The sequence below is a fragment of the Streptomyces albidoflavus genome (genome assembly GCF_000719955.1).
In the GTDB taxonomy this organism is placed as follows: Bacteria; Actinomycetota; Actinomycetes; order Streptomycetales; family Streptomycetaceae; genus Streptomyces; species Streptomyces albidoflavus.
Genome location: NZ_JOII01000039.1, coordinates 54,419 through 72,512 on the forward strand (window position 1 = coordinate 54,419; position 18,094 = coordinate 72,512).

At 74.1% G+C, this 18,094-nt stretch carries 12 protein-coding genes, 1 tRNA gene, 1 pseudogene and 1 riboswitch; of the genes and pseudogenes, 7 read left to right on the forward strand and 7 right to left on the reverse strand.

The annotated features are described in order from the left end of the window. Positions 1–30 precede the first annotated feature (30 nt). Both IF45_RS31635 and IF45_RS0127540 read right to left on the reverse strand, forming a co-directional pair. Entirely contained in the window at positions 31–510 is a 480-nt protein-coding gene (locus IF45_RS31635; protein ID WP_235617836.1) for a nuclear transport factor 2 family protein, read from the reverse strand. A gap of 124 nt (positions 511–634) precedes the next feature. Next, positions 635–3,229, reverse strand: a complete 2,595-nt coding sequence (locus IF45_RS0127540) for an ATP-dependent Clp protease ATP-binding subunit (protein ID WP_030310131.1) — start codon at positions 3,227–3,229, stop codon at positions 635–637. 364 nt (positions 3,230–3,593) lie between these two features. On the opposite strand from IF45_RS0127540, the gene IF45_RS0127545 reads away from it, so the two are divergent. The 6 genes from IF45_RS0127545 to IF45_RS0127570 all read left to right on the forward strand — a co-directional run bounded on the left by IF45_RS0127545 (position 3,594) and on the right by IF45_RS0127570 (position 9,072). Next, positions 3,594–4,169 carry a TerD family protein gene (locus IF45_RS0127545; protein WP_003949553.1) on the forward strand — a complete coding sequence of 192 codons (576 nt, stop codon included), beginning with the start codon at positions 3,594–3,596 and terminating at the stop codon, positions 4,167–4,169. A gap of 322 nt (positions 4,170–4,491) precedes the next feature. Further along, positions 4,492–4,767 (forward strand): GlsB/YeaQ/YmgE family stress response membrane protein, encoded by a 276-nt coding sequence (locus IF45_RS0127550; RefSeq protein WP_030310133.1) that lies wholly within the window; start codon positions 4,492–4,494, stop codon positions 4,765–4,767. Between the two features lie 133 nt (positions 4,768–4,900). Further along, positions 4,901–4,974 (forward strand) — tRNA-Met (locus IF45_RS0127555). 198 nt (positions 4,975–5,172) lie between these two features. Next, the gene (locus tag IF45_RS0127560; RefSeq protein ID WP_010644087.1) at positions 5,173–6,363 is read left to right on the forward strand and encodes a PP2C family protein-serine/threonine phosphatase; all 1,191 of its coding nucleotides are present in this window, start codon (positions 5,173–5,175) and stop codon (positions 6,361–6,363) included. A gap of 271 nt (positions 6,364–6,634) precedes the next feature. After that, positions 6,635–6,771, forward strand: a riboswitch (cyclic di-AMP (ydaO/yuaA leader). Between the two features lie 11 nt (positions 6,772–6,782). Continuing rightward, positions 6,783–7,850 (forward strand): M23 family metallopeptidase, encoded by a 1,068-nt coding sequence (locus tag IF45_RS0127565; protein ID WP_003949556.1) that lies wholly within the window; start codon positions 6,783–6,785, stop codon positions 7,848–7,850. Positions 7,851–8,127: 277 nt separating this feature from the next. Continuing rightward, positions 8,128–9,072 (forward strand): aldo/keto reductase, encoded by a 945-nt coding sequence (locus IF45_RS0127570; protein WP_030310136.1) that lies wholly within the window; start codon positions 8,128–8,130, stop codon positions 9,070–9,072. 34 nt (positions 9,073–9,106) lie between these two features. Here the strand turns inward: IF45_RS0127570 and IF45_RS0127575 are convergent, their stop codons facing one another. The 4 genes from IF45_RS0127575 to IF45_RS0127590 all read right to left on the reverse strand — a co-directional run bounded on the left by IF45_RS0127575 (position 9,107) and on the right by IF45_RS0127590 (position 14,632). Further along, a complete protein-coding gene (locus IF45_RS0127575) occupies positions 9,107–10,627 on the reverse strand; it encodes a PrsW family intramembrane metalloprotease (RefSeq protein WP_030310137.1) in 1,521 nt (506 codons plus the stop codon). A gap of 149 nt (positions 10,628–10,776) precedes the next feature. Next, positions 10,777–11,667 (reverse strand): tRNA (guanosine(46)-N7)-methyltransferase TrmB, encoded by an 891-nt coding sequence (gene trmB, locus IF45_RS0127580; RefSeq protein ID WP_010644080.1) that lies wholly within the window; start codon positions 11,665–11,667, stop codon positions 10,777–10,779. Positions 11,668–11,878: 211 nt separating this feature from the next. Next, a complete protein-coding gene (lhgD, locus tag IF45_RS0127585) occupies positions 11,879–13,078 on the reverse strand; it encodes an L-2-hydroxyglutarate dehydrogenase (RefSeq protein ID WP_030310144.1) in 1,200 nt (399 codons plus the stop codon). Between the two features lie 132 nt (positions 13,079–13,210). After that, positions 13,211–14,632 (reverse strand): NsdA family TPR-like regulatory protein, encoded by a 1,422-nt coding sequence (locus IF45_RS0127590; protein WP_003949561.1) that lies wholly within the window; start codon positions 14,630–14,632, stop codon positions 13,211–13,213. 581 nt (positions 14,633–15,213) lie between these two features. On the opposite strand from IF45_RS0127590, the gene IF45_RS0127595 reads away from it, so the two are divergent. After that, positions 15,214–17,424: an asparagine synthase-related protein gene (locus IF45_RS0127595; RefSeq protein WP_018894787.1), complete on the forward strand. Its 2,211-nt coding sequence runs from the start codon at positions 15,214–15,216 to the stop codon at positions 17,422–17,424. A 7-nt stretch (positions 17,425–17,431) separates the two neighbouring features. Here IF45_RS0127595 and IF45_RS0127600 read toward each other — a convergent pair. Next, positions 17,432–18,031: pseudogene (locus tag IF45_RS0127600) on the reverse strand (NPCBM/NEW2 domain-containing protein); the annotation flags it as partial. Between the last annotated feature and the right edge of the window lie 63 nt (positions 18,032–18,094).

An 18,094-nucleotide genomic window follows, 5' to 3' on the forward strand; every position in this document is an offset into this window, starting at 1 on the left:
CGGGAGCCCCGGTGCACCGCCCGTCCGGTGTCACAGCGGGCGTACATGGGGGGCCCGCCAGGGCGGGGAGGGGTCGCTGCCGGGCATGGTCCAGTACTCGCGGCCGGAGGTGATGAGGCCGTTCTCCACGGTCCAGAAGGAGACGGCGACGTGGGTGCCGACCTCCTCGTGGTCGACGCGCACCTCGGAGACCACGGTGCTGCCCTGCGCTATGACCCGCGGTTCGTGGACCGTCCAGCCTTCGGGGTAGGCGGCGTTGACCGCCACGTAGGCGTCGCGGTCGGGGAGGCGCTCGGCGCTGACCGGCCAGTCGACGACCGCGTCCGGGGCGAGGAGTGCGGCGACGCCGCTCCAGTCGCGGGCCTGCATGCGGGCCCACAGGGCGGTGACCACGGCGGACGGGGTGTCAGGAGCGGGGGCGGCGGGCCAGGTGGGCAGGGGCGGGCCGGCAGGGCGGAAGGTGGTGCCGGTCGTGTGGTCAGTCGTGTGGTCAGTCGTGTTCTCGGTCATGCCGTTGAGCTTGTCACCCGTCACTGACAGTGACAACTCTCCGTAAGGGTGAACGGTGAGGCGCGCGGCTGACCGACCCGGAGTGCAGGACTCCGGGTCGGTCAGCGGGGAGCGTATGTGCAGGTCAGGCCGGTGAGGCGCCGGTGGCCTCCGGGGTGTCGGGCTTGTCGGAGCCGGATTTCGCGGAGCCGGACTTGTCACCGCCCGTGTCCGGGGCGTCCGACTTCCGGGGCCGCTCGATCCGGCAGACCAGGGAGTCGTTGTCGACGTCGGCGACGATGAGGTCGCCCGGCTCGGCCTCGCCGAGGAGCATGAGTTCGGCGAGACGGTTGTCCAGCTCGGTCTGGATGGTGCGGCGCAGCGGGCGGGCGCCGAACTCCGGCTGGTGGCCGTGGGCGACCAGCAGCTTCTTCGCCGCGTCGGTCACCTCCAGGGTCATGCCCTGCGCGTGGACCCGGCGGGCGCTGCGCTCCAGCATGAGGTCGACGATCTGCGACAGGTCCTCCTCGGCCAGGCCCTGGAAGATGATCGTCGCGTCGACCCGGTTGAGGAACTCCGGCTGGAACCGGGTCTTCAACTCCTCCATCAGGTCGTCCTTGATCTCGGACACGTCGCCCTGGTGGGCGAGGATGAGCTGCGCGCCGATGTTGCTGGTCATGATGACCACGGTGTTGCGGAAGTCGACGGTCCGCCCCTGGGCGTCGGTCAGCCGGCCGTCGTCCAGGACCTGGAGCAGCGCGTTGAAGACGTCGGGGTGGGCCTTCTCGATCTCGTCGAAGAGCAGCACGCTGTAGGGCTGCCGGCGGACCTTCTCGGTCAGCTGGCCGGCCTCCTCGTGGCCGACGTATCCGGGCGGGGCGCCGACCAGCCGGGAGACGGTGTGCTTCTCCTGGAACTCGCTCATGTCGAAGCGGACCATGCGGTTCTCGTCGCCGAAGAGCAGCTCGGCAAGGGCCTTGGCCAACTCGGTCTTGCCGACGCCGGTCGGGCCGAGGAAGAGGAAGGAGCCGGTCGGACGGTTGGGGTCGCCCATGCCGGCCCGGCTGCGGCGGACCGCCTGGGAGACCGCGGTGACCGCCTCGTCCTGGCCGACGACCCGCGAGTGCAGGGCGTCCTCCAGCTTGAGCAGCTTCTCCTTCTCGCTGGCGGTGAGCTGGGCGACCGGGATGCCGGTGCGGCGGGCGAGGACGTCGGCGATGTCGTCGACGGTCACCTCGACCACGCCCTCCCGCCGCTCCTCGATGCCGGCCAGCTCCGACTCGATCCGGGCGATACGTTCCTTCAGCTCGCCGGCGCGCTCGAACTGCTCCGCGTCGACCGCCTCGTCCTTCTCCCGGGTGAGCTTCGCCAGCTCGTCCCCGCGCTCGATCTCCTCGCCGGAACGCCCCAGCGACTTCAGCCGCACCCGCGCCCCGGCCTGGTCCATCAGGTCGATCGCCTTGTCGGGGAGGAACCGGTCGGTCAGGTACCGGTCGGACAGCTCCGCCGCCGCGGCCAGCGCCTCGTCGCTGAACCGCACGCCGTGGTGGGCCTCGTACCCGTCGCGCAGCCCCTCCAGGATCTCCACCGTCTCCGGAACGCTCGGTTCCTCGATCAGCACCGGCTGGAAGCGCCGCTCCAGCGCCGCGTCCTTCTCGATGTGCTTCCGGTACTCGTCGATGGTGGTGGCGCCGACGACGTGCAGCTCACCGCGGGCGAGGGCGGGCTTGAGCATGTTGCTCGCGTCCATCGCGCCCTCGCCGGAGGAACCCGCTCCGACGACGGTGTGCAGCTCGTCGATGAAGAGGATGGTCGACTCGGAGGCGGCCTTGACCTCGTCGATGACGTTCTTCAGCCGCTCCTCGAACTGCCCTCGGTACTGCGCCCCGGCGACCAGCCCTGACAGGTCCAGGCCGATCACGCGCTTGTCGTGGAGCGTGCGCGGGACGTCGCCCGCGATGATCCGCTGGGCCAACCCCTCCACGATGGCGGTCTTGCCGACGCCGGGCTCGCCGATGAGCACCGGGTTGTTCTTCGAGCGGCGCGAGAGGATCTCGATGGTCTGCTCGATCTCGTCGGCCCGGCCCACCACCGGGTCGAGCTTGCCGGCCTTGGCCTCGGCGGTCAGGTCGCGGCCGTACTCGTCGAGGGTCGGCGTCTCGCTGTCGGGCTTGGCCGCGGACGGCGTGCCCTCGGAGCGCGCCGTCGCGTCCGCGCGCCGGGAGAGTGCGCCCGGGTCCGTGCCCTGTGCCTGGAGGAAGCGTCCGGCGCCGGAGTTCGGGTCGTCCAGCAGCGCGCCGAGGATGTGCTCCGGGCCGATGTAGGAGACGTCCGCCGCCTGCGAGCGGGCGTGGGCCGCGATGAGCACGCGCTTGGCCGCGGGCGTGAGACCGGGTTCGGCCGAAGGCGTGCGGCTCTCGCCGGGCAGCACCTGTTCGACGGCGGAGGCGAGCTTGTCGGGGTCGACCCCGGCCCTGGCCAGCAGCGAACGGGACGGTTCGACCTGGGTGCACGCCCACAGCAGGTGCTCCGTGTCGAGGTCCTCCGACCCGTCCTCCTCGGCCTTGGCGGTGGCCCGGCCGAGCAGGTCGCGGGCCGACTCGGTGAGCAGCCGGCCGATGGGGACTCGCTGGACGGCGGGCGGGGAGGCGCCGGGAGTCATCCCGAAGAAGCGGTTCAGCAGGTCGGAGAAGGGGTCGGGGCCGGGGCCCCCGAAGGACCCGAAGGACGACAGCGACATGGTGGGGCCTCCGCGGAGGTTCTCTGGATGATGGCTTTTCCGTCGATTGGCGACTTTTTCCACTAGAACAAAGGGTGACGGGATGCGCCTGTTGGGCAGAGAGGACGTGGGGGCCGCGGCGGGACGACGAGGGCGCCCGGGGACACCTTCTACATGCGTGTAGAGATGAGGTAGATTCGAGGGCGTCGGCGCCGCCACCCACGGCGCCCGGCGCAGGCGTGGCGGCTGCGAGTCGTACGACGGCACGCGGCCGGTCCCCCAGTCCGGCCGCCGCACCCCGCCCGCCCGCACCCGGCGGCCGCAGGACGTCGCGGGCGCGGAACCCGGTACGAGCACGCAGGACGAACCGCAGAAGGAGAAGACCGTGGGCGTTTCCCTGGCCAAGGGCGGCAATGTCTCTCTCAGCAAGGAAGCCCCCGGGCTGACCGCGGTCCTTGTCGGGCTCGGCTGGGACGTCCGCACGACGACCGGCACCGACTACGACCTCGACGCCAGCGCCCTGCTCTGCGACGAGTCCGGCAAGGTCCTCTCCGACCAGCACTTCATCTTCTACAACAACCTGACCAGCCCCGACGGCTCCGTCGAGCACACCGGTGACAACCTCACCGGCGAGGGCGACGGCGACGACGAGGCCGTCAAGGTCAACCTCGCCGCGGTCCCGCCGCAGGTCACCCGCATCGTCTTCCCCGTTTCCATCCACGACGCGGAGTCCCGTGGTCAGAGCTTCGGCCAGGTCCGGAACGCCTTCATCCGTGTGGTGAACCAGGCCGGCGGCGCCGAGATCGCGCGGTACGACCTCACGGAGGACGCCTCCACCGAGACCGCCATGGTCTTCGGCGAGCTCTACCGCCATGGCGCCGAGTGGAAGTTCCGCGCGGTCGGCCAGGGCTACGCCTCGGGCCTGGCCGGGATCGCCCAGGACTTCGGCGTCAACGTCTGACGCACCCCCCCGAACACCCGTCGCCCGACCGGCAACCCAATCCCCCGGGCGGGCGACGGGCTTTTCCCGACCCCTTCTCCGTGCTCCTGGTGGGCGCGGGGGAGGGGCGTCGTCGTGTCGGGCCAGGGGTGCACGCACCTCGCCCCCTACGCCCCGCGCGCCCCAGGCGTACGCCCCGGCGGTCCTCGCGGGCACAGGATCGCCTGATTCTGCGCGGGAGGGGACTGGCCCGTCGCCGCCCGGGCACACGTGCGGCAAGGGGCCGACGCGTGGGTCGCCGGTCCGCCGCAGGCACGGCACGAGAAAACGAGAGGCGTGTCTCATGGAGATATCCGGGATCGTCAGCGCGATCGTCATCGGCATCGTCATCGGTCTCCTGGGACGCCTGGTCGTCCCCGGCCGGCAGCGCATCGGCCTGCTGCTGACCATCGCCGTCGGCATCGTGGCGGCGCTCGTCGGCACCTTCGTCGCCGCCCAGTTCGGCCTCGCCGAGACCAAGGGCGTCGACTGGGCCGAATGGGGCATCCAGATCGTGCTGGCCGCGATCGGTGTATTCGCCCTGGACCGGGTCGCGGGCGGACGTGGACGACGCCGGTGACCTAGAGGGTGTCCGGGCGGGCCGCTCCCGCCCGGCCTCTCGGGCCTCCGCCCGCCGCGCCGGGGCGGAGGCCCGCCCTCCGGAGGGCGTGGCGCGAGGCACCTTCCGGATGGCGTATAGTTGATTTCACCGACGCGGGGTGGAGCAGCTCGGTAGCTCGCTGGGCTCATAACCCAGAGGTCGCAGGTTCAAATCCTGTCCCCGCTACTGAAGGCCGAGGCCCGGATTCCTTTCGAGGAATCCGGGCCTTCGTCGTGTGCTCGCGACCGGTGCGGCACTCGTTCGGGCGCTGTCCGCTCGCCGCCGCACGGGGTGGGCGGAAGCATGGGGGAAGCGCTGACGCGGGAGCGGGCGTGTCCGGGCCGGGCCGACCGGGGGCCGGCCGATGGATCAGGAGACAGGTTGGTGGGGAAACGCGGCGAGGACGCGGAGAAGGAGACGGGCCGGCCGGCCGCCCGGAAGGCCCCGGCGGAGAAGCGGGGCGCGACCGGGCGGGGGACGCTCGGCACGTACAAGGGGGACCCGCTCACGGGGAGCAGGTCCCGGACGCTGATGCGGCTGCTGCCCGTGGTGCTGCTCGTCGCCGGGGTCGTCTTCGACGAGGCCGCGCCGCCGCGCTTCAACGCCAGTCCGCTCTACGCCGCGGCGCCGCTGATCGCCGCGCCGTTCTTCTCGCTCCTCGGCACCGTGCTGACCGGGGCCCTCGCGCTGGCCGTGGTGGTGCTGCTCCAGTGGCAGACCGGGACGCTGGGCGGGGTGGACTCGACCACCGAGCTGCTCACCATCCTCACCTGCGCCCTTCTCGCCTTGCTCAGCAACCGGCTGGTCAGCCGCAGCGGCGAACAGCTCGCCACCGCCCGCAGCATCGCCGAGGCCGCCCAGCGTGCCGTACTGCCCATCCCCGCCGAGCGGATCGGCGGCTTCGACATCGCCGCCCGCTACGAGGCCGCCCAGGCCGACGCCCTCATCGGCGGCGACCTCTACGCCGTCCAGGAGACCCCGCACGGGGTGCGGCTGCTCGTCGGTGACGTGCGCGGCAAGGGGCTCGGTGCGGTGGAGGCGGTCGCCGTGGTCATCGGGGCGTTCCGGGAGGCCGCCGAGCAGGAGTCGAGCCTGGAGAAGGTGGCCCAGCGGCTCGAACGCGCCCTCGCCCGTGAGGGGGTGCGGCGGGAGGGGCTGGACCAGTTCGAGGGGTTCACCACCGCGCTGCTGGCGGAGATCCCGCCCGGGCAGTCCGTCGTCCGCACGGTCAACCGGGGCCACCCCGAGCCGCTGCTGCTCCACGGCGACGGGGACGTACGGGTGCTGGTGCCGACCCAGCCGGCGCTTCCGCTCGGCATGGGAGATCTCGGGGTGTGGCCGGACCGTTCGGACGCGACGCCCTTCCCCTCCGGCGCCACCCTGCTCCTCTTCACCGACGGCCTGACGGAGGCACGGGACCGGAACGGGGTCTTCTACGATCCGGCGACGCGGCTGACGGGGCGTCGCTTCGAGGCGCCCGACCACCTTCTGGAGGCGCTCTCCCGGGAGGTCCGCGTGCACACCGGCGGCGGACCGCAGGACGACATGGCGCTGCTGGCGCTCCGCCGGCCCTGAGGCACCCGGGCTCCGGCAGGGCGGTCGCCCACCGCCGATGCCGTCACCGACGGTGAGCGGGCGGACGCTCCCCGCATAACAACTGACACACCGTCAGGTGCTCCTGTGGTGGTTCTGTGGAGGCAACTCGCCCGAAAGCGCCCCTCGGTGCCCCGGTACGTCCGGCCCCCGGAGCCCAACGATCATCCGGAACGGCTTGGAATCCAGGCCAGGTGTCTATTAACGTTCGATAACGCAGCGCGGTTGTCCCGGCCGTCACCCGAGACGGCTCCGTGCGCACGCGCCGAATCCCGTAGGGAACCGGGGAACCACTCCTTGGGGTGAATCGGACGCCTTTCGAGGCGCCCGTAGGAGACCTTCCTGCTCCGAACCCGTCAGCTAACCCGGTAGGCGAGAAGGAAGGAAAGGAGAGCGCCCGCGTGGCGTCGAACCGTCCTGCCCCTGAGGCCCTGTTCGTGCCGAACGACGAGGACCGGGTCACCGGTCCCACGGCCTACGGACCCGCCGGGGGCCCCTGGGAGGAATGGAATCCCACCGAGGAGTCCATCCGTCCCGTCCGCGGCCGGCACCGTGTCGCGAAGCAGCGCGGCGGCGGCCTGGCCCGCTCCTCCACCGTCCTCGGCGTCGGCGTCATCGCCGCGGTGGGCGCCGGCGGTATCGCCACCGCCAAGGAGAAGCCCCCGGTCTCCATCTCGCTCCCCGACCTCTCCTCCGTCAAGGCCTCCCTCCCGGACGCCGATTCGCTGCCGGGCGTCGGCAGCCTGCTGGGCTCCGACAAGGAGTCCGACACGCAGGTGACGGCCAGCCCGCTCACCGGCGCCGGGGTCACCGTCGCCGACACCGAGCAGGGCACCACCGACGCCGGCGAGGCGCTGCGGGCCCGCATCATCCAGCAGGCCGAGCACCAGCAGGACCAGGCCGACCAGAGCGCGGCCCGCGCCGCCGAGCAGGCCGCGGCCGAGCAGGCCGTCGCCGAGGCCGCGAAGGTCCAGGAGGCCGCCGAGAAGAAGCTGGCCGAGGCGGAGCGGAAGAAGGCCGAGGAGAAGCGGAAGAAGGAGGAGGCCGAGCGCCTCGCCAAGCTCGCCGCCAGCTTCTCGCTCCCCACCACCTCGTACACCCTGACCTCGACCTACGGTCAGGCGGGCGCCATGTGGTCCTCCGGCTACCACACCGGACTCGACTTCGCCGCCCCCACCGGGACCCCGCTCAAGGCGATCCACTCCGGCACCATCAAGGAAGCGGGCTGGGCCGGTTCGTACGGCTACCGCACCATCCTGGAGCTGGAGGACGGCACCGAACTCTGGTACTCCCACCAGTCGTCGATGTCCGTCAGCGCCGGGCAGAAGGTCACCACCGGCGACGTGATCGGCCGTGTCGGTGCCACCGGCAACGTCACCGGGCCCCACCTCCACCTGGAGATCCACCCGGGTGGCGGCGACGGCGTCGACCCGCTCAGCTGGCTGCGGGGCAAGGGCCTCAACATCTGACACCGGTCCGTACCGTGCCCGCCCGCCGTTCTGGCGGGCGGGTTCGCGGTGACCGGAACCCGGGTTGGGCGCACGCCTGTTGCTCTCCCCTCTTCTCCTGCCGTGCCCGTGTGCGGCCGTGTGCGCCACGTGGCTCCCACCCGCGCCGTGTCCCGGCTCGGGTGGCTGAACTCCGGCGGTCCTGACGGCTACCCCCCGACGTCAGGGCCGCCGGACCTCTTCGTACGGGCACGGCTCGGCCAGGAATGGGCGGCCGGGCTGTTTTGTTGATCTCCCCATGACTTCTCTCCGCCCTCTCGGCAATTCTGATCTCGACGTCTTCCCGCTGGCCCTCGGAGGCAACGTCTTCGGCTGGACCGCGGACGAGGCGCAGTCCTTCGCCGTCCTCGACGCCTACGCCGCCGCGGGCGGCAACTTCATCGACAGCGCGGACACGTACTCCTCCTGGGTGCCGGGGAACGAGGGCGGTGAGTCCGAGACCATGATCGGCAAGTGGCTCGCCTCGCGCGGCAACCGGGACGAGATCGTCGTCGCCACCAAGGTCGGCAGCCACCCGAAGTTCAAGGGGCTCTCCGCCCCCAACGTGAAGGCGGCGGCCGAGGAGTCGCTGCGGCGGCTCGGCACGGACCGCATCGACCTGTACTACACCCACTTCGACGACCCCTCCGTGCCGGTCGAGGAGATCGTCACCGCCCTCGACGACCTGGTGAAGGAGGGCAAGGTCCGCGCCGTCGCCGCCTCCAACATCAGCCCCGAACGCCTCCAGGAGTCCCTGGACTTCGCCGACCGCGAGGGCCTGGCCCGGTACGTCGCGCTCCAGCCCCATTACAACCTCGTCTCCCGGGACACCTACGAAGGCCCGCTCCAGCAGATCGCCTCCCGCGCGGGCCTGGCCGCGGTGCCGTACTACGCGCTGGCGGCCGGCTTCCTGACGGGCAAGTACCGCCCGGGCACCACCGTGGACAGCCCCCGTGCCGCAGGCGCCGGGCAGCACCTGGCCACCGAGCGCGGCCAGAAGGTCCTCGCCGCCCTGGACACCGTCGCCGAGGCGCACGGTGCCGAGGTGGCGTCCGTGGCCCTCGCCTGGCTCGCCGCGCGCCCGACCGTGGCCGCGCCGATCGCCAGCGCCCGCACGGTGGAACAGCTTCCGGCGCTGCTGGCCGTCGCCGACCTCACGCTGACCGACGAGGAACTGAGCCTGCTCACCGTCGCCTCGGCCTGATCCGGACGCCGGCCCGGCCGCCGGGCGGAGCCGGCTAAGGCTGCCGCGGGGGTATGTGCGGCGGCGGAGCGTACGGAGACGGGCCCGGCACCGGGGGCCCGCCCGGCGCCGGTGCGGGCCCGGGCCCCGTCGCCGGACCCGGCCAGGGACCGCCCCACGGGGCTCCGCCCCACCCCTGGTTCCCGTACGGCGCGCCCCAGCCCCAGCCGCCCTGCTGGGGCGGCAGCCACATTGCGGGCGGCGGCGGAGCCAGCAGGCGGGCGGCGTGCAGCTGGGCCGGGCGGATCGTCTCGCGTCGCTCCCAGAGGGAGTTGAGCAGGGCGCGCTCGCGGTTGACGAAGTCCGGTTCGGCCTGGCCCCGTTCGCCGCGCCGGCGCAGCACGGCCAGGGTGGTGGCGTCGCGTTGATAGGCGGCGAGGGCGCGCACCGCCTTGCGGCCGCCGGAGCGCCGGGCGTGGTCCCGGGCGAGGTGACGGGCGTTCATCGTGGCGAGGGCGGCCGGTTCGGCCGGGGCGAGCCAGCCCGCCGCCACGTAGGCGGGGAGGTGGGTGCGGACGGCGCGCAGCACGTCGGCGCGGGCCCACACCAGCAGCCAGACGGAGAGGCCGAAGACCGGGACCATCACCACGGCGTAGACGGTGATGAAGCCGAAGGGGCCCATCAGGGTGGCCGAGCCGTTCCACAGGCCGTGCATGCCCATGGAGAGCAGCAGGCCGGCCAGGGGGAGCAGGACCCGGCGCACCCGTCGGCGGCCCGGGGTGCGGGCGGCCAGACCGAAGCCGATCCCGGTCAGCAGGGTGAAGAGCGGGTGGGCGAAGGGCGACAGCACGATCCGTACGAAGAAGGTGGCGGCGGTGACCGAGGCCATGCCGCTGTCGCCGGCCAACTGGTCGCGGCCGAAGGCGTTCCCGAGGTAGAGGATGTTCTCGGTGAAGGCGAAGCCGGCGCCGGTGAGGCCTGCCGTCACGGCGCCGTCCAGCAGGCCGCGGAAGTGCTGCCGGCGGAAGAGGAAGATCAGGAGCACCGAGACCGCCTTGGCGGACTCCTCGACGACGGGGGCCACGAAGGTGGCGCCGACCGCGTCGGGCTTCAGCGGCTCGTCACCGCCAGCGAACGGCTCCAGGGTGGAGCCGACCAGCCATTCGGTGGCCAGGGTGTTGGCGACGATGGCGATCAGCGCGGCGGCGCAGGCTCCCCAGGCGAAGCAGAAGATCAGGTTCCGCCACGGGCCGGGCTCGACCGCCTCCACCCAGCGGAAGACCGCGAGCAGCAGCGGCACCGGCAGCAGGGCGAGGCCGAGGCCGACGAGGAAGCCGTGCGTACCGGTCTGCTCGCGGACCAGGGCGAGGATGATGCCGCCCGAGACCGTGAGCAGGCCGACCAGCAGGCCCACCCGGACCGCGTGCCGCTGCCACCAGCGCATGCGGGGGAGCGCGGCCGGATACGGGGGCATCGGCGGCGGGGGCGGCAGCGCCTGGCCGGGACCGGCGCCCTCGGCACCGGCCCCGTGCGGCTGCTCGGGCTGCGAGGCCGAGTACGACGGGCTGTTGATCACGAGAACGACCCTAACCAGTTCCCGGTGGGCTGATTAGTCCCGGCGAGTGAAAAGACCGCCACAGACCGTCGCGAAAATTTGTCGCGCTGTGTCCCGGTGGCGTCCATTCCGGTCCGCCGCGTCACCCGCGGGTGACGGTCCGGGGGGAGTCAGCTCGCGGCCGGCTCCGCCACCTTGCGGAAGAGGAGGTCGTGGACGACGTGCCCCTTGTCCAGGCCCTGCCCCTCGAACCGGGTGCGCGGCCGGAACGCGGGACGCGGCGCGTACCCGTGCCGCACCACGCCGTCCGTCCCCTCGACGGCGGGGCCGGGCAGCTCCACGGTGTTCTCGAAGGCGGGGTGGGCGCTGAGCACGTCGTGCATCTGCTCGGCGTAGGGCTCCCAGTCGGTGGCGCAGTGCAGGACGGCGCCGGGGGCGAGCCGCGGGGCCGCCAGGCTCAGGAAGTCGGGCTGGATCAGGCGCCGCTTGTGGTGGCGGGTCTTCGGCCACGGGTCGGGGAAGTAGACGCGCAGGCCGGCCAGGGCCTCGGGGGCCAGCATCTCGCGGAGCAGGATGATGGCGTCCCCGTTGGCCACCCGGACGTTGTCCAGGCCCAGCCGGTCGGCGAGGCCCAGCAGGTTCCCCTGGCCGGGGGTGTGGACGTCGACGGCGAGGATGCCGGTCCCGGGGTCCTCGGCGGCCATCCGCGCGGTCGCCTCGCCCATGCCGAAGCCGATCTCCAGGACCACGGGGCGCCCCCCGAACATCGCGTCGAGGTCGAGCACACGCTGCCCGTCCACATCGATGCCCCAGGTGGGCCAGAGGCGCCGCAGCGCCTCCTCCTGCCCGGTGGTGACCCGGCTGCGGCGCGGCTGGAAGCTGCGGATGCGCCGCTCGAAGTGGGAGCCGGCCGGGTCGGCCGCGGGACCGGTGCCGTCGGCGAACATCCGGGTGCGCTCCGGCTTGGCCGCCGAGGTCCGGGCGCTGCGGGGCGGCTCCGGGAGCCGCGGGGTGTCCGGCGTGGCGGTAGCGGGGGTCTGGGGCGCGTTCTGGTTGCTCACGGGAGTCGGGACCGCATTTCGGCGTACGGGGACGGGGGCGTCCGCCAGGCGCGGCTGAGGTGCGGCCCGGCGCGGGGGAGGGGCACGGAAGCGTCCGCGTCCGGTGCCCCGGAGGGGCGGAGCGCGGGACGGTGCCGCCGCCACGCCTTCCAGTCTACGGAGCCGGGCGCGAAGCGGCGGCGGGCGTGGGCGCCCGGGTCCGTGGCCCCCGTCAGCCCCGCTCCAGCACCCCCAGGACCCGCCGGGCCACCTCGCGGCCGATGGGCAGGGAGGCGGTGGCGGCGGGGGAGGGGGCGTTGAGGACGTGGACGGTGCCCGGGCCCTGGCGGATCAGGAAGTCGTCGACGAGGGTGCCGTCGCGCAGCACCGCCTGGGCGCGCACCCCGGCCGGGGCCGGCACCAGGTCGTCCTCGCGGACGGCGGGCAGCAGCCTGCGCACCGCCCGGGTGAAGGCCGCCTTCGACAGGGAGCGGCCGACCTCCCCGAGCCCGTACCCGGCGTGGCGGCGGGCGAGGTGCCAGAAGCCGGGCCAGGCGAGGGTGCCCGCGAGGTCGGCGGGGCGCACCACCGGCCAGGAGTAGCCCTCGCGGGCCCCGGCCAGGACGGCGTTCGGGCCGACGTGCACCCCGCCGTCCACGCCGCGGGTCAGGTGGACGCCGAGGAAGGGGAAGGCCGGGTCGGGGACCGGGTAGACCAGGCCGCGGACCAGTTCGGGCCGGGCCAGCTCGTAGTACTCGCCGCGGAAGGGGACGATCCGCATCTTCGGGTCGTCGCCCGCCAGCCGGGCCACGCGGTCGCACTGCAGGCCCGCGCAGTTGACCAGCACGCGGCCGCGCACCACCGTGCCGTCCTTGGTCCGCACGGCCACGCCCCGGCCGAGGCGGCGGGATATGAGGTCGGCCTCCGCGCCGTACCGGATGTCGGCCTTGGACGACTCGGCGAGGACCCGGGCGACCGTGCCGTAGTCGCAGATGCCGGTGGTGGCGACGTGGATGGCGGCGAGGCCGCGCGCCTCCGGCTCGTACGCGGGGATCTGGGAGGGGCCCAGTTCGCGGACGGGGATGCCGTTCTCCCGGCCGCGCTGGACCAGGGCGTGCAGGCGGGGCAGCTCCTCGCGGCCGGTGGCGACGATCAGCTTGCCCGTGACCTCGTGCGGGATGCCGTGCTCCGCGCAGAACCGGACCATCTCGGCGGCGCCGCGCGTCGCGTACCGGGCCTTGAGGGAGCCGGGGCGGTAGTAGACGCCGCTGTGGATGACGCCGCTGTTGCGGCCCGTCTGGTGGCGGGCCGGGCCCTGCTCCTTCTCCAGCACCGTCACGCGGATGCCCGGGCGCTGCCGGGACAGCGCGTACGCCGTCGACAGCCCGACGATCCCGGCGCCGATCACCACCACGTCGGTCTCGTCCCGCACGCGCACCACCTCCCTGCCCCGATAGTGGCCTGCGCCGCTGACGCCGGCCTCAAACCCCTTGCCCGGTGATCATGGGTGGACAAGGGGCGGCCGGGCGGTGGCGCCGGTCACCTCGCGTGCGCCGGTGCGCTCCTACGCGGGCGCCGTCAGCAGCGGCCGGGCCCGCTCGCGCAGCTCCACCACGCGCGGCTCGTCGCCGTACGGCTCCAGGCGGTGCAGCAGGTCGCGGACGTACTCCGTGGTGCGGGCGGAGGAGATCCGGCCGGCCACCTCCAGGGCGCGGACGCCCTGTTCGCAGGCGGCGTCGAGGTTGCCCGACTCCAGCTCGGCCACGGCGGAAACGATCAGGCGCAGGCCGTGGGAGCGGACGAACTCGTCGGTCGGCTGGGAGAGGGCCTGCTCGGTGAAGCGCCTGACCTGGCGCGGCGCCTTGAGGTCGCGGTAGCACTCGGCGGCGTCGGCGGCGAACCGGTCGTAGGTGTAGAAGCCGAGCCACTGCGGGTCGGCGTCGCCGTCCCGGGAGCGCTCCAGCCAGCCCTCCGCGGCGCGCAGGGCGGCGCCCGCGGCCTGCGCGTCCCCCGCCCGGGCGTGCGCCCGCGCCTCGACCAGCCGGAAGAAGCTCATGGTGCGCGCCGTCGCGAGCCCCCTGTTGCGCTCCACCGCCGCCTGCGCGAGGTCGACCCCCTCGTCGCCGAAGCCCCGGTAGGTCGACTGGAGCGACATGGTGGCGAGGACGTACCCGCCGAGCGGCACGTCGGCCGCCGCCCTGGCCAGCCGCAGCGCCTGGATGTAGTACCGCTGCGCCGCCTCCTGCTGCCCGGTGTCGAAGGCCATCCAGCCGGCCAGCCGGGTCAGTTCGGCGCTGGCGCCGAAGAGGGCGCGGCCCACCTCGTCGGAGTACGAGCCGAGCAGAAGCGGGGCCGCCTCGACCCGCAGGCACTCCGGGACCATCGACGAACGCCAGTCGCCACCGCCGTACTTGGAGTCCCAGCGGCGCGCGTCCTCCGCCGCCTCCTTGAGTTTGCGTACGTCGGCGTGGCCGACCCTCTGCCGGGGGGAGCCGCCCTCCGAGGGGGCGGCCTCCCGCGCGACCGAGGAGTCGGCCGGGGTTATCAGCCAACGTGAGGCGGGGGTCGCATAGGCGCTCACGGCGAAGGAACCGGCCAGGGACTGCCAGATTCCGCCACCGGCGCGCCGGCCCGCGAGATCCAGCCGGTACAGCTCGGTGGCGGACTTCACCGCCGCCCCCACGTCGCGCGGGAAGGCGAGCCCCACCTCCGGCGCCGGATCGGCGTCGGCCAGCCCGATCTCGTGCAGCGGCACCGGGCGGCCGAGTTTCTGCCCGATGGCGGCCGCGATCAGATGGGGCGCGGCGCCCTGCGGCACCATCCCCTTGGACACCCACCGGGCCACCGAGGTCTTGTCGTAGCGCAGCGTCAGTCCCCGCTGCGCGCCGAGGTCGTTGACCCGGCGTGCCAACCCGGCGTTGCTCATTCCCGCGAGGGCGAGAACGGCGCCGAGTTTCTCGTTCGGCCCGCGTTGCTCCCTGGACATGCGCCACCCCTCGACACAGACGGCTGCCGGAGCGCGGCATAGGCGTCCGGCATTCGTAAACCCAGCGTAGTTCGCCGCATCCCAAGCGTTAAGGGGCATAGTTCCGGTTGGCGGGATTGTGGCCGGTGCTCGGCGGGCGCGCGGACGGAGTGTGCTCCGGGCGTGTGGCCGTGCGCCCGGCCGTGCGCCTTACCGGGACCGGCGGGCGGGCGTTTCCATGGGCGGTGCGTGGGTCGGCCCGCTGACACCGCGTTCAGTGGGCTGGGGGACACCGTCGCCTTCATCCCCGCGGGCGACGGCTCGGTCCGGGAGGCTCTCGGCGCCTCCCGGACCGCACGACACGCCGCGCGTGACAGCCGGTCTCGTAGACCGGTTCGAAATGGCCGGAACCCGATGGTTCCCCCGCCGCTGCCAGGTCCAGGACCCGGCGACGGCCCAACTGGCTCTTGCCAGGGGCGCATTCGGCTTGGCGGGAGCGCCACCGCAAGCGCTCCCGCACGCCTCCTTCGTGGCAGCATGGTGCCCATACCGTGGGCGTTTCCCCACGGCACCCTGTTCTGTCCACAGCCTGTGGAGGCCGTATGCGGTGGTTGGTGGGGTGGAGCAGCGCCTCCACCGGACTCCGTCCGCGCCAGGCCGCGCCCGGCCCGCCACCCCCGGCACACGCCACCACCCCGGACGGCACCGGCCTCGGATACGGCACGTACGCCCCCGAACCGGGCGCGGGGCCCTTCGGCGCGGGCGCGGAGTCCGTCGGCATCGACGACGAGGACGGCGGCCTGCTCACGCCGGTCGGCGCGCGGCTGCTCTGGGACGGGCCCGACCCGCTCTGGGCCGTCGGCGACTGGAGACCCGACGAGATCCGCGTCGTCCGCGCCGACGCCGACACCCGCATCGCCGTCCTCGGCACCTGCGCCGCCACCGACGAGCAGCTGAGAGTGGGCCTGTTCGCCGCACGCGGCGGCGCCCTGCGCCACCTCACCGCCTGGCCCGGCAGCTACACCGCCGTCGTCCAGGCCGGCCGGCGCACCACCGTCCTCGGCGACCTCGCCGGCGCACGCCCCGTCTTCCACACCCCCTGGGCGCACGGCACCGCCTACGCGACCGCCGCCCTCCCGCTCGCCGACCTCATCGGCGCCCCGCTCGACATCGGCCACCTCGCCGCGCTGCTCGCCCTGCCCGACGTGCCTGAGGCCGTCCACGACACCACCCCCTTCCTCGGCGTCCACCGCATCCCGCCGGGCCACGCCCTGATCCTGCGCAACGGCGCCCGCGAGATCGCCGGGTACGAACCGGTCGCCTCCCTCGCCGTCGCCGCCCCGGCCGCCGACGCCCACAGCGCCGTGGACGGGGTCCGCGACGCCCTGGTCGAAGCGGTCCGCGCCCGCCTCGACGCGCCCCGGCACGTCCCCGCCTTCGACGCCGACCCCGGGCCGGTCCCCGGGATGGGCCCGCACGAGCGGCGCGCCGCCCGCGGCCTGCCCGCCCCCGGCATGGGCGCCGACCTCTCCGGAGGCCCCGCCTCCGCCACGCTGGCGCTGCTCGCGGCGGGGCTGCCCGGGCTGCCCGGCACCGTCCTCGGCCACGGTTCGGGGGCGGGCGAGCGGCTGCGCGCCCTCACCTTCAACGACCTCTCCGCGGCCGGTTCCGGCGCCGAGACCGAGCGGGCCGGCGCGCTCGCGGCCGACCCGCGCCTGCACCACGTCGTCGTCACCGGCGCCGAGGACGCGCTGCCCTTCGCCGAGCTGGACGGGCCCCTCACCGACGAGCCGGGCCCCACCCTCGCCGTCGCCGCCCGGCACCGGCTGCGCCTGCAGTCCGGCAGCGCCGACCACCTCACCGGGCACGGTGCCCGCCAGGTCCTCGACGCCCATCCGGCGCGCCTCGCCGACCTGCTGATGGACCGCCGCAGACGCAACCTGGTCCGCCCGGTCGCCGCCCTGACCCGCGCCGACGGCTCCGCCACCGTCCCCGCCCGCGTCTACGCCGCCGCCCGCCGCCTCGCCAGGACGCCCTACCGCGCCGGCATCGAGGCCGCCGCCGACCGCCTGCTGCACCGCTCCTTCGACGAGAGCCCCGGCGCCGTCGGCGCCTCGCTGGCCGCCCTCACCTGGGCCCGGCCGGGACCCGCCGCCCGCTGGCTGACCGGCGAGGCCCTCGCCGAAGTGTCGTTCCGCCTCGCCGACGCCGCCGCCCGTCCCGGTCCCGGTCCCGGCCAGCGCCCCGGCGAGTTCCGGGCCCGCGCGGCGCTGGCCCGCCACGCCGCCGACCTCCGCGTCCTCGAACAGGCCGCCGAGGTCCGCTTCCAGCGCCTGCACACCCCGTACCTCGACAACCAGGTGGTGCGCGCCTGCCGCGCGCTCCCCGAAGCACTCCGGGTACGCCCCGGCGCCCGCGCCGAGGTGCTGCGTACGGTGCTCGAAGGGGCCGGGGTCACCGAGCTCCCGGACGGCTGGGGCGCGCCCGAGCCGTTGGCCGCCGCGACCGTCGCCAGGACCGGGCTGCGGGTCTCCATGGCCGAACTGGTCGCCCTCTTCGACACGCCGTTCCTCGCCCAGACCGGCCTGGTCGAGGCGCGGACCGTCCGGCGCGCGCTGCGGGCCGCCGCCGACGGGGACCCGCTGCCCGTCGACGGCCTGACCCAGCTCGTCTCCGTCGAACTGTGGCTGCGGCGCCTCGCCACCCGCCGGGGCTCCTGCTGGACCGGCACCTCGCCGCGGCGTCAGCGCGCCGTGCCCGAGGGGATCGCGCCGGCGCAGCGCGGCGCGCTCGGCGCCGCCGGGCGCGGCTGACCGGCGCTCACCCGCTCCCTTCCGCGCCCTGCGCGCCCTCTTCGCCGTCCGTGCCGTCGGTACCCGAGGACCCGCCGTCACAGGTGAACCGGGACTCCGCCCAGTCCGCGAGGGCCAGGTTGTCCCCGGCCGACCTCGGCTCGGCGACCAGGGTCACCGTCTTGCGCCCGGTCAGCCCCACGCGTACCGGAACCGCGGCGTCCCCGCCCGCCACCCACGGCGAGCTCCACAGCGTGACGCCGTCCGCCCGCACCGAGAACCGGGCCTCGCCCAGCCCCATCGTCAGATCGTCGATCCCGACCACTGCCTGGTAGGCGGAGCAGGGCCGGTTCAGGTCGATCGTCACCGACGAGGCGCCGTGCACGGTCACCCCGTCCGCGTAGGGCGTCCCGCCGATCGACAGCCCCTCCCGCTGCCACACCCAGCTGCTCTCACCGGGCCGCATCCGCGGCTGCGTGGCGTCGCCGAGGGGCGCGTACGCCAGCTCGCTCCAGCGGTACGCCTCCGGGGCCGGCGGTGGGGGAGGCGGGGCTGGAGCCGGGGGTTCCGGCGTGGGCGTCGGGGACGGGGGTGTGGGCTCCGGCGTGGGTGTCGGGGTCGGGGTGGGCGCTGTCTCTTATACACATCTGACGCTGCCGACGACTCCTTACGTGTAGATCTCGGTGGGCGC